At 30.3% G+C, this 13,497-nt stretch carries 13 protein-coding genes and 1 tRNA gene; 6 read left to right on the top strand and 8 right to left on the bottom strand.

All coding sequences use genetic code 11. From position 1 onward, the window contains the following. Window positions 1-9 precede the first annotated feature (9 nt). Both VIM70_RS01925 and VIM70_RS01920 read left to right on the top strand, forming a co-directional pair. Window positions 10-1,149, top strand: a complete 1,140-nt coding sequence (locus tag VIM70_RS01925) for an aldo/keto reductase (protein WP_331943580.1) — start codon at window positions 10-12, stop codon at window positions 1,147-1,149. Continuing rightward, entirely contained in the window at window positions 1,149-1,760 is a 612-nt protein-coding gene (locus VIM70_RS01920) for a DNA-3-methyladenine glycosylase (RefSeq protein ID WP_331943578.1), read from the top strand. Before VIM70_RS01925 ends, VIM70_RS01920 begins: the two co-directional genes overlap by 1 nt. Window positions 1,761-1,835: 75 nt before the next feature. Here VIM70_RS01920 and VIM70_RS01915 read toward each other — a convergent pair. The 4 genes from VIM70_RS01915 to VIM70_RS01900 all read right to left on the bottom strand — a co-directional run bounded on the left by VIM70_RS01915 (window position 1,836) and on the right by VIM70_RS01900 (window position 4,471). Beyond that, a tRNA-Leu gene (locus VIM70_RS01915) sits at window positions 1,836-1,920 on the bottom strand. 307 nt (window positions 1,921-2,227) lie between these two features. Beyond that, window positions 2,228-2,593, bottom strand: coding sequence for a hypothetical protein (locus tag VIM70_RS01910; RefSeq protein ID WP_331943576.1), 366 nt, complete (start codon window positions 2,591-2,593; stop codon window positions 2,228-2,230). Between the two features lie 170 nt (window positions 2,594-2,763). After that, window positions 2,764-4,080: an FAD-binding oxidoreductase gene (locus tag VIM70_RS01905; RefSeq protein ID WP_331943574.1), complete on the bottom strand. Its 1,317-nt coding sequence runs from the start codon at window positions 4,078-4,080 to the stop codon at window positions 2,764-2,766. Window positions 4,081-4,201: 121 nt separating this feature from the next. After that, window positions 4,202-4,471, bottom strand: coding sequence for a hypothetical protein (locus VIM70_RS01900; RefSeq protein WP_331943572.1), 270 nt, complete (start codon window positions 4,469-4,471; stop codon window positions 4,202-4,204). 198 nt (window positions 4,472-4,669) lie between these two features. On the opposite strand from VIM70_RS01900, the gene VIM70_RS01895 reads away from it, so the two are divergent. Further along, window positions 4,670-5,080 (top strand): VOC family protein, encoded by a 411-nt coding sequence (locus tag VIM70_RS01895; RefSeq protein ID WP_331943570.1) that lies wholly within the window; start codon window positions 4,670-4,672, stop codon window positions 5,078-5,080. 68 nt (window positions 5,081-5,148) lie between these two features. After that, window positions 5,149-5,592 (top strand): SRPBCC family protein, encoded by a 444-nt coding sequence (locus VIM70_RS01890; protein ID WP_331943568.1) that lies wholly within the window; start codon window positions 5,149-5,151, stop codon window positions 5,590-5,592. A 105-nt stretch (window positions 5,593-5,697) separates the two neighbouring features. On the opposite strand, the gene VIM70_RS01885 is transcribed toward VIM70_RS01890, so the two are convergent. From VIM70_RS01885 to pgmB, 4 genes are all read right to left on the bottom strand, one after another. Then, window positions 5,698-6,642: a PucR family transcriptional regulator gene (locus VIM70_RS01885; protein ID WP_331943567.1), complete on the bottom strand. Its 945-nt coding sequence runs from the start codon at window positions 6,640-6,642 to the stop codon at window positions 5,698-5,700. A gap of 12 nt (window positions 6,643-6,654) precedes the next feature. Beyond that, the gene (locus tag VIM70_RS01880; protein WP_331943566.1) at window positions 6,655-7,764 is read right to left on the bottom strand and encodes a sn-glycerol-3-phosphate ABC transporter ATP-binding protein UgpC; all 1,110 of its coding nucleotides are present in this window, start codon (window positions 7,762-7,764) and stop codon (window positions 6,655-6,657) included. Window positions 7,765-7,875: 111 nt separating this feature from the next. After that, a complete protein-coding gene (locus VIM70_RS01875) occupies window positions 7,876-10,185 on the bottom strand; it encodes a family 65 glycosyl hydrolase domain-containing protein (RefSeq protein WP_331943565.1) in 2,310 nt (769 codons plus the stop codon). A gap of 25 nt (window positions 10,186-10,210) precedes the next feature. Then, window positions 10,211-10,858: a beta-phosphoglucomutase gene (gene pgmB, locus VIM70_RS01870; protein WP_331943564.1), complete on the bottom strand. Its 648-nt coding sequence runs from the start codon at window positions 10,856-10,858 to the stop codon at window positions 10,211-10,213. Window positions 10,859-11,032: 174 nt separating this feature from the next. On the opposite strand from pgmB, the gene VIM70_RS01865 reads away from it, so the two are divergent. Then, entirely contained in the window at window positions 11,033-12,037 is a 1,005-nt protein-coding gene (locus tag VIM70_RS01865) for a LacI family DNA-binding transcriptional regulator (RefSeq protein WP_331943680.1), read from the top strand. Between the two features lie 120 nt (window positions 12,038-12,157). Continuing rightward, entirely contained in the window at window positions 12,158-13,459 is a 1,302-nt protein-coding gene (locus VIM70_RS01860; protein ID WP_331943563.1) for an alpha-amylase family glycosyl hydrolase, read from the top strand. Window positions 13,460-13,497 lie beyond the last annotated feature (38 nt).

Here is a 13,497-nt window from a genome sequence, read left to right as displayed (position 1 = left end):
GAGTTTTATATGCAATATAGAGAATTTGGGAAAAAAGATTTTAAAGTTTCGGCACTTGGTTTTGGATGTATGCGATTACCAATCATTAATAATGATACAAAGCAAATTGATGAGGAGAAAGCTATATCTTTAATAAGATATGCAATAGATAACGGAGTGACTTATATTGATACTGCATTTCCATATCATAAGGGTAATAGCGAAATAGTTGTAGGTAAAGCGCTTAAAGATGGTTACAGAGAAAAAGTGAAATTAGCTACTAAATTGCCCACATGGCTTACAAAATCATATGAAGATTTCGATAAATACTTAGATGAGCAATTAGAAAAACTTCAAACTGATCATATAGATATGTATTTACTTCATGCTTTAAATAAGGAAAGATGGGATAATCTATTAGAATTAGACATTTTCAAATTTATCAAAAGTGCTTTAAATGATGGCAGAATTAAGCAAATAGGGTTTTCATTTCATGATAAGCTTGATACTTTCAAAGAAATCATAGATGGATACGATTGGGATTTTTGTCAGATACAATATAATTTTCTCGATGAAAATTATCAGGCTGGAACGCAGGGATTAGAATATGCAGCAAAAAAAGGAATGGCTATTGTAATAATGGAACCACTTAAAGGTGGAAGACTTGCAAAAACTCCACCGATTTCAGTAAAGCAGCAATGGGGTAAAGCAGAAACTCAGAAGACTCCTGCTGAGTGGGCACTAAGATGGGTATTTAATCATCCTGAAGTTACAACTGTCCTTAGTGGCATGAATTCAATGGATCAGATAATAGAGAATATGAAAACTTCTGAGACAGCTCTACCAAATTCATTAACAGTAAAAGATTTAGCCTTAATCGATAATGTAAAAGGACAATATAATGAATTAATAAAGGTTCAATGCACAGCATGTAATTATTGTATGCCATGTCCTACTGGTGTGGACATACCAGAGAACTTTGCTTTATTAAATGAAGCTTCCATGTATAACGAACAAGACACTCAGTCCCATGCTTATAATAATGATTTGACATTAAAACAAAGAGCAGTTTCTTGCGTGGAATGTGGTAAATGTGAAACACTATGCCCACAACATTTGGAAATAAGGAAACATTTAAAAGAAGTTAATAAAGCGATGAATAGCAAATAATGAAACTTACTAGAGAATTTTATGCCAGAGAAACACTGCAAGTTGCTAAAGAACTTTTAGGGAAAATACTCGTACACGAAGTTAATGGAGTAAAGTTAAGAGGAAAGATAGTTGAAACAGAAGCATACATTGGCTCAATAGATAAGGCATGTCATGCCTACGGTGGTAAAATGACACCTAGACTAACGACTTTATATGGTAGTCCTGGCATTGCATATGTATACTTTATTTACGGAATGTATCATTGCTTTAATGTAATAACAAAAGAAGAAGGTTTCCCAGAAGGTGTTTTAATTAGAGCTATCCAGCCAATAGAAGGGCTTGAGGAAATGTCGAAGTTAAGATTTAAGAAAAATTATAGTGAACTTACAAAAGCTCAATTTAAAAATTTAACCACAGGTCCTTCTAAATTGTGCATAGCTATGAATATTAATAAAGATAATAACAAACAAGATTTATGTGCAAATGAATTATATATTGAAGATCCCGTGGAAAAAGAAAAAATTCAAATTGTAGTGAGCAAGAGAATTGGTATTGATTATGCAGAAGAAGCAAAGGACTTTTTATGGAGATTTTACATAAAGGATAATATTTGGGTATCTGCAAAATAAATATTTAAGATAAAAGGATAATGAATTATATTTAATTGTTTGAAAATAAAAAAGCACTCGTAAAACGAGTGCTTTTGGTGCAGATGACAGGAATCGAACCTGCATGCCGTAAAGCGCTAGACCCTGATTCTAGTGCGTCTGCCAATTCCGCCACATCTGCATATGTAAATTAAATCTATGTTACCAACCTGAATATCTAGTATCTTAATTTAATTAATGGTAAATGTTTCAATACTCTAATCATATTATCATTTAACTGTATATTTGTAAATGAAATATAAATGTAAGAATATTGCGAAAGTAGCTTTTATTATTAAAAATAATAATCTGTAAATTAGATTTAATATTTTTTATTGCTTATGTTAAAACCAGCAAGGAAGCTTGCTGGTTATAGTTTGGAGTCAGTTTTATCTGATTACTGTGGTAGATTTATTAATAACAAATTTCGAAGTTACTTGATGTTTCTATTAGATTGCTTCAAAATTTGGGAGGCCAACTTCTCTAGAAAGTCTAGCTATCTGCATTTTTACTATAAGGTTTTTTTTGCAATCAAATACCACTTTTTTAAATCCATCTTTCTTATATTGTTCTATACAACCTTTTAAAAGGACAGTCATATCAACTCCTGATTGTACATCTTTTCCAGTTACCCTTAAATTTTCACAATCAAATAATAGTTCATATTCATTCGTTTTAATGGTTTTTAAAATTGTTGTATATTCCTGAAGAAAGTCATTAGCATCAGCGGGCCCAAAAGTGCCAGAAACCTCTGCAAATAATGTTTTCTTAGGTTTGTCCAATTTTAATTGAAATTTTTTATCGCTAGTTGTCATATAAAACACATCCTTTTATTTTTATCTTTTAACAAAACAATTACTAAATTAAATTTATTTTGCTAAATTAGTTACCACTTAACATAATATAGCTTAATGATAATACATTACTATAATTTCACATTATTAACAAGATATATTATGAATAAATTTTGTCACAATTGAAATTGTTAAGGTTTTATTGATTGCTGAAAATTAAAAATATTTGCTGGATCATAGAATTTTTTTATCTCCCTAAGATGAAGATAATTTTTGCCATAGTAAGCATCTCCATAGTTTTTAAGACCAGCATAAGGAAAATTTACATAGGATCCATTTGACAGTGGGTAAACATATTTTAAAACCATTGCAACCCAATTTTTATAGATTTTTGCATCATCATCCTTTTCCCAGTCAGCTGTTATACCAATAATATATAAAGCATTTCTATAGTAATATGCAGAGTAATTACTAGGCAATTCTTTTATAACACCACCCATTGAATATAACCTAATAAAGCAGTCATCATCTCCTGGACTATTGTCCACGTATTCAACCAAATTGTTGATATTTTCTTTAGATAAAGTCTTATAAATAAATCTTCCAGTGGCTTTAAATCTATTTGGTGGTCCATAAAAAGAAGCGATAGCTTTTACAGCATCAATAAATGGTACATATTCTATTGATGAATTATCTAATAAACCAGGAAGCAATAAAAAGCTTTTCAGAATTTCTTTAGCCTCGCATTTATTTCCATAGAAAAATCCATTTAAATATATGCCTTTCTTGTTAAAACCTGCGAAACAGCTAATCTTTTTAGTGACAGTTTTTAACCAACATTGCCAGAGAGCTAAGAAATCTTCTCGCGATACCTTGTCCCACCTTAGTTGTATAACAGTAATTTTATCTACTTTATAAATCTTAAAGGTATAGCTGATTACTATTCCAAAATTACCTCCACCTGCTCCACGACAAGCCCAGAATAATTCTGAATTGACATGATTGTTTGCAGTTAATATGAAGCCGTTTTGATTCACTATTTTTATTTCTAAAAGGTTGTCGGAAAGTAAACCAAAATTTCTACAGGATAAACCTATTCCTCCACCTAATACTAAACCGGAAATTCCAACTGTAGGGCATGTCCCACCATCGAAACCATAACCCTGCTCGGCAAGTTTTGAATATATATTGTCTAACGTTGATCCTGCCTGGATATTTACAATATCTTTACAGGAATCAATATTTATTTTGTTCATACAGGCTGTATCAACTACTAAAACATCTGTATCCGTTGAATAGCCCTCGTAATTATGCCCTCCGGTACGAATGCGGAGGTCTATGCAGTTTCGCCTACACCATTTTACAGCATTTGATACATCTATGGGATCATAACAATAAACAATAGCTAATGGAAATTTGTTAATGGCTAGGTTATATTCAAGTCTTAAAATATCATATTCTTTATCAGAAGGAGTTATTACTTTACCAGTTAATCCTTGAAAATTCATATTTTAGCTCCTTTGCAAATTAGTATTTAACAGTATATAGATATGTTGTTTTTATAATAAAGTGACATTAATAAGGTGGATACCCCATTATGGAGTATCCACCTTATTAGATAAATTAAATTTAATAACCACCTGTACTCATTAGAGCACCAATAAGAGCGCCGAAAAATACAATATATAAAACAAATACGACTGCTAATATAATTAACTGAGCTTGACAAAAAGTTTTTTTACTCTGATTTACATCACTTCCAAATGCCCAAACAAACATTAAAACTATGTTTACGATAGGGATTAGTAACAATAAATAAGTAATTAGCCAATCTTTTAATATCATTGGTTGATTATTAAGATTCAGACTTTGGACTTGATTGTTATTATTATTTTCCAAGATTAATACAACCCCTTTTTAACTTAATTCGTTGGGGCATTAACATAAAACTCATATTAATCAATTTTTTTCAGCCCTTTTCCAGTATATTCTAAGTTGATAAAAGTGTTACTGGGTAAAGTGGAGTTTTCATATAGTATTTTTTGTTTGTTTAGGCTAAACTAATATTAAAACACTTACCTAAAAGGAGAGAAAATTATGACAAAAGAACTTTGGATTAACTTACCGGTAAAAGACGTCGAAAAATCAAAAGAGTTTTTCACCAAACTTGGATTTTCTTTTGATGATAGATACAATAGCAATGATGGTGTTAGCTTAATAATAGGAGATAAAAATATTGTGGTTATGCTTTTTAAGGAATCTGCTTTTAAAAACTTTACAGGAAATAGAATTCCAGATTTAAAACAAGGTACAGAAGTATTATTTTCTTTGAGTGCAGAAAGCAAAAAGGAAGTAGATGAAATGGCAGACAAGGTGGTAAAAGCCGGAGGTACAATATATGCGGAGGCTGAAGACAATGATAGCTGGATGTATGGTTGTGGTTTTTCTGATTTGGATGGTCATCGGTGGAATGTATTGTATATGGATATGAGTAAGATGCCCAATTAACAAGAAATAAATTTTACCATTTTTCTAGTTCATTGGAACAAAAGAAAGGTTGAGGAGTGATATATATAATGGAAACACGTAATAATTCTACAATAACAGTAGAAACAATAGTTAATAATCCGGTTGAAATAGTATGGAGATATTGGACAGAACCACAACATATAGTTAAATGGAACAATGCTTCTGATGATTGGCACACAACATTTGCAGAAATTGATCTAAGAGTTGGGGGTAAATTTCTTTCAAGAATGGAATCTAAAGATGGCAGTTTTGGATTTGATTTCAGTGGTGTTTATGATGAAGTGAAATTAAATGAGATTATTTCATATATTTTAGATGACGGGAGGAAAGTTAAGATCACATTTATAACCCAAGAAAACAAAACAAAGATAATTGAAATCTTTGAATCGGAAAAAACCAATTCAAATGAGGTCCAACAAAGTGGATGGCAGAAAATCTTAGAAAATTTTAAAAAATATACTGAGCAACCAGGCGATTCTATAATAGATTGAAATTGATAATGAGATCAGATGGCGAATGGCAACTGGTTAAAAGTATAACCCTAAAATGAGAATCATTTAGGGGTATACTTTTTGTTATTAATTTAATATATAAATTTATTTAATTTCTTGCCAAATAAGAAAAATGATTTCGAACCTCATTGCTTGATTGAAATCTTTTATATCAAAACCCGTTTCTCTTTTTATTTTGTCTAATCTATAGAGTAGTGTATTTCGGTGAATATATAAATTTTTTGCAGAATCACTTATGTTAAGATCAGAATTATAAAAATCTTCTATAGTATTTATGGTTTCATTGTCAAGAGCGTCTAATTTTTCTTTATATGTATATAATATATTTTGCTTGTATTTAGAATCTAAGCTATAAATTGTTCTTTCAAGAAACAACTTATTGTAATTATATACATCAGCTTTTATTTTAAATTTTATACCCAGAAACATACTAAGCTCACATTCGTTAAAAATATTTACTAAGTCACTTTTAGCATGTACAATACGGCTAAAGCTTATATAACATTTGCAAAATAGATTAGAAATTATAGATTCTCTTATACCTATGGCGTGTTCAGATATATTTTCAAAAACACCTATAACTAAAATGTTTCCATTATAAAGAATGCTAAGTACATTTTCACGGCTATAAGCTTGTTTAATTATATTCAAAGCTTCATGTAAATTCCCATTAAGGGTTATATATATAAGACCATATCCTTCGTCAAGAAATTTCATATCTTCAAAAATCGTATCATTTGAAACATCTTTACCATCCAATATAGAAACTATAGATTGTTCATTTGTAGAATATAAATCAACATATTTATTTTCAATAGTGAACTTTAACAAGTTAGAGAAAGAGTTGAATCTTTTCTCTGTTTTAAGTAGAAAATGTGATTCTCCTAAAAATAATGGTATATGAATAATATCAGAAGTTTCTACAAAACCTCTACTGGTAAATATATTCTCTCCATTTTCGCAACATACACAAAAATCTATATCAGAACTAAAACTTAATTTTTGTAGAAAATTGTTGATATCATCCATAAACTTATCCCCCTAAATTATAGGCTTTTGAGAATCCTTGTCAAAAATATGAAGTTTATTAATATTTAAAGCAACTTTTATATAATCTCCAGATTTCGTATTTGATGTTCCATTTACTCTAGCAGTTATAAGACAATTTCCTTTACTCAAATGAAGATAGGATTCAGCTCCTAAAAGTTCGGTTACCTCGACTTTAGCATCAATAATGGATTCTTTATTCTTTTCCAAAAATTCTGGATCATCATCTATATTTTCTGGCCGAATACCAATTATAACATCTTTTCCAATATAGCTTTGTTCTCTTAGTATAGCACTATTTTCAGGATTTAAGGGAATGACACTATTCTCAAAATTTATAGCTATTTTGCCATCTTTTTCTACAATTGTACCATTTATAAAATTCATCTGAGGACTTCCGATAAATCCAGCAACAAATATATTTTTAGGGTGTTCGTATAAATTTTGAGGTGTATCAACTTGTTGAATAATACCATCTTTCATAACTACTATTTTTGTACCGAGAGTCATAGCCTCTGTCTGATCATGTGTAACATAAATAAATGTTGTTTGTAATTTATTATAAAGTTTAGATATTTCAGCTCTCATCTGAACTCTAAGTTTTGCATCAAGATTTGATAAAGGTTCATCCATTAAGAATACTTTCGGTGCTCTAACGATAGCTCTTCCCATAGCAACTCTTTGTCTTTGACCACCAGATAAAGCTTTAGGTTTTCTATCTAATAAATGTTCAATATCAAGAATTTGCGCAGCCTCTTTTACTTTTGCAGCTATGACATCCTTTGGAGTTTTTCTTAGTTTTAATCCAAATGCCATGTTGTCATATACTGTCATGTGCGGGTATAGAGCATAGTTTTGAAAAACCATGGCGATATCTCTATTTTTAGGAGATACATCATTTTTAAGTTCACCATCTATGTATAATTCTCCTTTGGTAATCTCTTCAAGACCTGCTATCATTCTTAATATAGTAGATTTACCACAACCAGAAGGTCCAACAAAAACTACAAATTCTTTATCCTCTATCTCAAGATTGAAATCATTTACAGCTGTAACGTCTCCATCATAAGTTTTGTACATATGTCTTAATGATAAATTTGCCATTATAAATTCCCCCTAAATGTTTTTATAAGTTAAGTTTAATATATTATAGTGATTTTAGCTATTTGGAGAAGTCACAAAAATAACTTATTAAGTTTGTATTAAAGTACAATTTTATAGTATTTTTATTACGAGCGAATTATTTCCAGCTAACTTATAATCTTTTTCATAGAGTAATAAGTTTACGGCAATGTTATTCTCACTTTGTATTTGAAGCATCTTTGTAGTAAATTTAATATTTAGAAGTGCACCTCTAAACATAATTTTAAAAGAACAAGAGCACCAATGCTCAGGAATAGATGGATTTAATATTAATTTATTGTCTATAACGCGCAAACCACCAAAGCCATGTACTACAGCCATCCAAGTTCCCGCCATACTAGTAGTGTGGCAACCATCTTTTGTGTCATTGTTATAATTATCAAGATCAAGCCTTGATGCTCTTAAATACATTTCATAAGCTTTTTTATGATTTCCAATTTTCGCAGCTAAAATAGTATGAATGCAAGGGGACAAGGAAGACTCGTGTACCGTTCTTGGTTCGTAGAAATCAAAATTTCTTTTAATTGTATCTGTATCATATTCCTGTTCAAATAAGTAAATACCTTGAAGCACATCAGCTTGTTTTATAAAGCAAGAGCGTAATATTCTATCCCATGACCATTTTTGATTTAATGGGATATCTTTTTTGTCTATATCTTTAACTAATATCTGCTGCTTATCCATATACCCATCTTGTTGAAGGAAAATTCCAAGTTCCTCGTCTTCTGGGTAGTACATATTTTTAATAATGTTCTTCCAATTAATCATTTCAACATCTTTTAAATTAAGTTTTTCCTTAAGTTCATTTAATCTTTTTGGTTGAGTTTGAATTAAGTAATTCATGACCTCTAGTGTATATTTTAATGTCCAGCAGGCAATTTTATTAGTATACCAGTTATTATTTACATTGTTTTCATATTCATTTGGTCCAGTAACCCCTAAAAGTACATATTTATTTTTATTTTTTGAGAAAGTGATTCTTTGAGCCCAAAATCTTGATATGGCTGTAAGTACCTCAAAACTAAATTCACCAAGGCAAGATGTATCTCCAGTATAGTTTACGTAATTATATGTAGCATAAGCTATGGCACCATTTCTATGAATTTCCTCAAAGGTTATTTCCCATTCATTATGACATTCCTCACCATTCATTGTTACCATTGGATATAAAGCTGCTCCATTTGCAAAACCTAATTTTTTTGCGTTTTCTATGGCTTTATCTAAATGTTTGTATCTATATAATAATAGGTTTCTAGATACTTCTTCGCCAGAGGTACTTAGAAAGAATGGAATGCAATATGCTTCAGTATCCCAGTAAGTACTTCCACCATATTTTTCACCGGTGAAGCCTTTCGGTCCTATATTTAATCTATGATCCTTTCCTGTATAGGTTTGATTTAATTGGAATATATTAAAGCGAATACCTTGTTGCGCGGATAGATCACCTTCAATAACTATATCGCTTTGTTTCCACTTTTCACTCCAAAAACGAGATTGTTCTTTTAATAATATCTCAAAACCATCATTTTTAGATTTTTGTGAAAGTTCTCTAGTTATTTGAATTAGTTTAGGTATTTCATAATATCTTGATGAGGTATTTGCAACATATTTATAAATTATAACTTCATCATTTTCATCGCAATGAACTAAAACGTTATTTGCAACATATTTTTCACTTTCTTCCATTCTTACAATTGGGTTAATTAGTTCACCATTTTTGGTTATTTCATAGGTCATATTTGTGCAGACGTGAAAATCTAATTTCTTAGTTTTTAACATCAAATATGCTTCATTAGGTTTAACAGCTTTTGAAATCTCATCCCAGAACTTTTCATCGTAGTTGGAATCACAATTAATAACATCTCCATCAAGGTAAGGTGTGATCTCAAGGCTACCCTTGAAATTCAATGACTTAATTGAATACTTTATTGCTCCAATCTCACCACGAGTCATGCTTATAAATCTTTGAGATTTTACCTCAATTTCATTGCCATTTGTAAGTACAGCCACAAAGCTTCTTTTTAAGTAACCTTCTTTCATATTCAAAACTCTTTCGAACTCTCGCACATTGCATTTAGCAAGATCTAAAGAAATGTCATTAATTTTAATGTTTATACCAATCCAATTTGTTGAGTTTAAAACCTTAGCAAAATATTCAGGATATCCATTTTTCCACCAACCAACTCTGGTTTTATCAGGATAATAGACACCAGCTATATAATTACCTTGAAGAGATTTACCACTGTACTCTTCTTCAAAATTTGCTCTTTGACCCATATATCCATTACCTAAACTGAAAAGGCTTTCGGATATCTCATTGTTGTCGACATTTAGTCCTTTTTCTATAATATTCCATTCATCTAATTTATAATAATGTTTCATTAAAATCCCCCCTACGTCTTGCTCCTTATAGTTCTAACTTATCGAAAATCATATTAGAAAATCCTGAGAAAACTAAATGAGCTTTTTTTAATGTATCTTTAGAACCTATTCCAATGCAGTACATTCCTGCATTGAGGGCAGCTTCAACGCCAGCTTCTGCATCTTCAAAAACAACACATTCACTAGGTAATACATTAAGTCCCAAAGCACCCTTTAAGAAAACTTCAGGATCAGGTTTTGCTTTAGACACTTTTGTGCCATCAATTATGCAATCAAAATAATCCGTTAAATTTAACTTATCAAGAATTAGCATAGTATTTTTACTTGCAGAACCTAATGCTATTTTTATACCATTTGTCTTGAGTTTTTTTAAAAAATCTATTACGCCAGGTAAAATATCATCTGGTGTTAATTTAGAAATATACTCTACATACCAAACATTCTTTTTTTGAGCTAGTTCAAGTTTAACATTAGAATCTATTGTAATATTACCTATCTCTAATATGATTTCTAATGATTTCATTCTGCTTACACCTTTTAACCTTTCATTATCTTTTAAAGAAAACTTTATATTTAGTTCTTGAGCTAACCTATTCCATGCTAAATAATGATATTTAGCAGTATCAACTAATACTCCATCTAAATCAAATATAACTGCTTTTATGTTGTACATATATTTCTCCTTCATGTTTACTTTAATATCTATAACAATATAATAATATAAAATCATGCATTTGTGAATGCGTTTGCACAAAATAATTTTGTTTATTTTTTATTCTTGATTATTATTATGATTAATAATATAATGAGCATAGAATATTTTGAGCAATTGGGAAGTGAAGATAACATGTCAGTAACTATTAAAGATGTAGCAAAGATTGCAAATGTATCACCATCCACAGTTTCAAGAGTAATTGCGGATAATCCTAGAATTAGTGATGCAACTAAAGAAAAGGTATACAAAGCAATGAAGGAAATGAAGTATCATCCTAATGCAATAGCTAGGAGCCTAGTTAGTAAAACAACAAAAACTATAGGACTTATCCTGCCTAACAATGATGAGGATCTATTTGTTAATCCTTTTTTTATTCAAATAATGAGAGGAATTAGTCATTATGCTCAAAAAAAAGGATATTTTATTATGTATACTTACAGTAATAATGAAGACCAAGAAGTAGAGTATATAGCAAGTCTGATGAATAGCGGAAGGGTTGATGGAATTATTTTACCAACAGTAAGAAAGGATGATAAATGCATCGCTTATTTAAAAGAAACAGATTATCCTTTTGTAGTAATAGGTAAACCAGAAAATGCAGATGAGATTTTATGGGTTGATAATGATAACTTTCATGCAATGTACAGTGTTGTTAATTATCTTATACAAAAGGGTGAGAGAAAGATTGCATTTATAGGAGGTCCACCTATGCTTAATGTAACTATAAACAGATTAGAAGGTTACACAAGGGCTATGGAGAACATTGGTGAGAAAATAGATGGAAATATGATACAAGAAGCAGAGTTTACAGAAAAAAGTGGTTATGATGCTATGAAAAAAATATTAAATAAATCTAATCCTACAGCAGTTGTAACTACAGATGATTTAATTGCCTTTGGTGCATCAAAAGCCATAAGCGAAATGTCTAATCATAATATTCCAATTGTCGGGTTTAATAACACACCACAGGCAGCTTACAGAAATCCATCGTTATCTTCAGTAGATATTAATTCTGAAGAATTAGGTTATTTTGCAGTTAAGCTATTAATAAACAAATTGGAAAATGAGAAGGAAAATATAAATAATTATATTATCGATACAAAATTAGTTGAAAGAGAATCAACCCAAAAACTCTAGATTATTAGGGTTTTTGGATTTAGTATAAAATATGAAAAAATTATCTTTTATTATATTTTTTTATCAACTTATGCATACGTTTGCGCGACAAGGCAATAATTTAGAAAATGGAGGTTATTTATGGCTAATAATACAAAGGTCTCTTTGAGAAATAAGGTAATGTACTCTATATTTGTGAGAAATCATGGTATTAATGGAACTTTCAAAGATGTTGAAGAGGATTTAGAAAGAATAAAGTGCTTAGGTATTGATATTATATGGTTAATGCCGATTCACCCCATTGGAATTAAAAATAAAAAAGGAAAACTTGGATGCCCTTATGCAATTAAAAACTATAGGGAAGTAAATCCTGAGTATGGCAGTTTAGAGGACTTTAAGAGTTTGATCAATAAGATACATTCCTTAGGGATGGAGTGCATAATAGACGTAGTTTACAATCATACTTCGCCAGATTCCTGGTTGGTTGAAAATCATAGACCATTTTTTTATACAAAAGCAAATGGAAACCTTGGAAACAAGGTAGGAGATTGGACGGACATAGTGGACCTGGATTATAATAATAAAAAGTTATGGGACTATCAAATTGAAACATTAAAATATTGGATAAGTCTTGGGGTGGATGGTTTTAGATGCGATGTAGCATCACTTGTGCCGCTAGAATTTTGGATGAGTGCAAGAGAACAGATAGCTAAAATTAAAGAAAATATCTTATGGCTATCAGAAAGTGTAGAACCTAAGTTCATTCGTGTTATGAGAGAAAATGGTTTTGTAGGACTATCTGACAGTGAAATATATCAAGCTTTTGATATTGCCTATGATTATGATGTAAATAGCGAATACTTGGGGTATTTTAGTGGGCACAACTCATTAAAGCAATATATAGATCGTGTTGCGCTTCAAGAAACAATATATCCAGATAACTATGTTAAGTTAAGGTTTTTAGAAAATCATGATCAACTTAGATCAAAGGCGCTTATTCCTGATGAAGAAACATTAAGAATTTGGACTGGATTTTTATATTTTGAAAAGGGATGCACACTTTTAAATGCAGGACAGGAGGCGGAGGCAGTTACAACGCCAAGTCTTTTCGATATTGATAAAATAAATTTTAATTTCATAAAGGAAGACTTTGTAGAGTTATTAAAAACTCTTGGTCAAATAAAGAAAAAAGAAATTATTGCAAAGGGTTTTTATGAAATCTACACTATAGAGGACAAAGATGTTATTTTAGCATCATACAAAATGAAAAATAAAAAACTTATAGGAATATTTAACGTAGGCAAACATCAGGGAGAGATAAGTATAAATGTAACTGACGGTGAATATACTAATATTGTGGATGGTACAGTGGTTAGTGTTAATCAAGGTAAACTAATGCTTGAAAATAAAATTATTATTTTTGAAATATGGTTTGACATATAAAGATATTAATAGTAGACTAGATTTAGGCAAACGGTTGC

Origin of the sequence: Clostridium sp. (assembly GCF_036569345.1) — a bacterium.
Taxonomy (GTDB): Bacteria; Bacillota; Clostridia; order Clostridiales; family Clostridiaceae; genus Clostridium_AD.
The sequence above is the reverse complement of the archived record's forward strand: the minus strand, read 5'-3'. Positions and strand labels throughout refer to the sequence as shown.

Bases quoted from the DNA above. Each gene is read 5' to 3' on its own strand.
- VIM70_RS01925 (WP_331943580.1), top strand. From the start codon at position 10: ATGCAATATAGAGAATTTGGGAAAAAAGATTTTAAAGTTTCGGCACTT.
- VIM70_RS01920 (WP_331943578.1), top strand. From the start codon at position 1,149: ATGAAACTTACTAGAGAATTTTATGCCAGAGAAACACTGCAAGTTGCT.
- VIM70_RS01910 (WP_331943576.1), bottom strand. From the start codon at position 2,593: ATGACAACTAGCGATAAAAAATTTCAATTAAAATTGGACAAACCTAAG.
- VIM70_RS01905 (WP_331943574.1), bottom strand. From the start codon at position 4,080: ATGAATTTTCAAGGATTAACTGGTAAAGTAATAACTCCTTCTGATAAA.
- VIM70_RS01895 (WP_331943570.1), top strand. From the start codon at position 4,670: ATGACAAAAGAACTTTGGATTAACTTACCGGTAAAAGACGTCGAAAAA.
- VIM70_RS01890 (WP_331943568.1), top strand. From the start codon at position 5,149: ATGGAAACACGTAATAATTCTACAATAACAGTAGAAACAATAGTTAAT.
- VIM70_RS01885 (WP_331943567.1), bottom strand. From the start codon at position 6,642: ATGGATGATATCAACAATTTTCTACAAAAATTAAGTTTTAGTTCTGAT.
- VIM70_RS01880 (WP_331943566.1), bottom strand. From the start codon at position 7,764: ATGGCAAATTTATCATTAAGACATATGTACAAAACTTATGATGGAGAC.
- VIM70_RS01875 (WP_331943565.1), bottom strand. From the start codon at position 10,185: ATGAAACATTATTATAAATTAGATGAATGGAATATTATAGAAAAAGGA.
- pgmB (WP_331943564.1), bottom strand. From the start codon at position 10,858: ATGTACAACATAAAAGCAGTTATATTTGATTTAGATGGAGTATTAGTT.
- VIM70_RS01865 (WP_331943680.1), top strand. From the start codon at position 11,033: ATGTCAGTAACTATTAAAGATGTAGCAAAGATTGCAAATGTATCACCA.
- VIM70_RS01860 (WP_331943563.1), top strand. From the start codon at position 12,158: ATGGCTAATAATACAAAGGTCTCTTTGAGAAATAAGGTAATGTACTCT.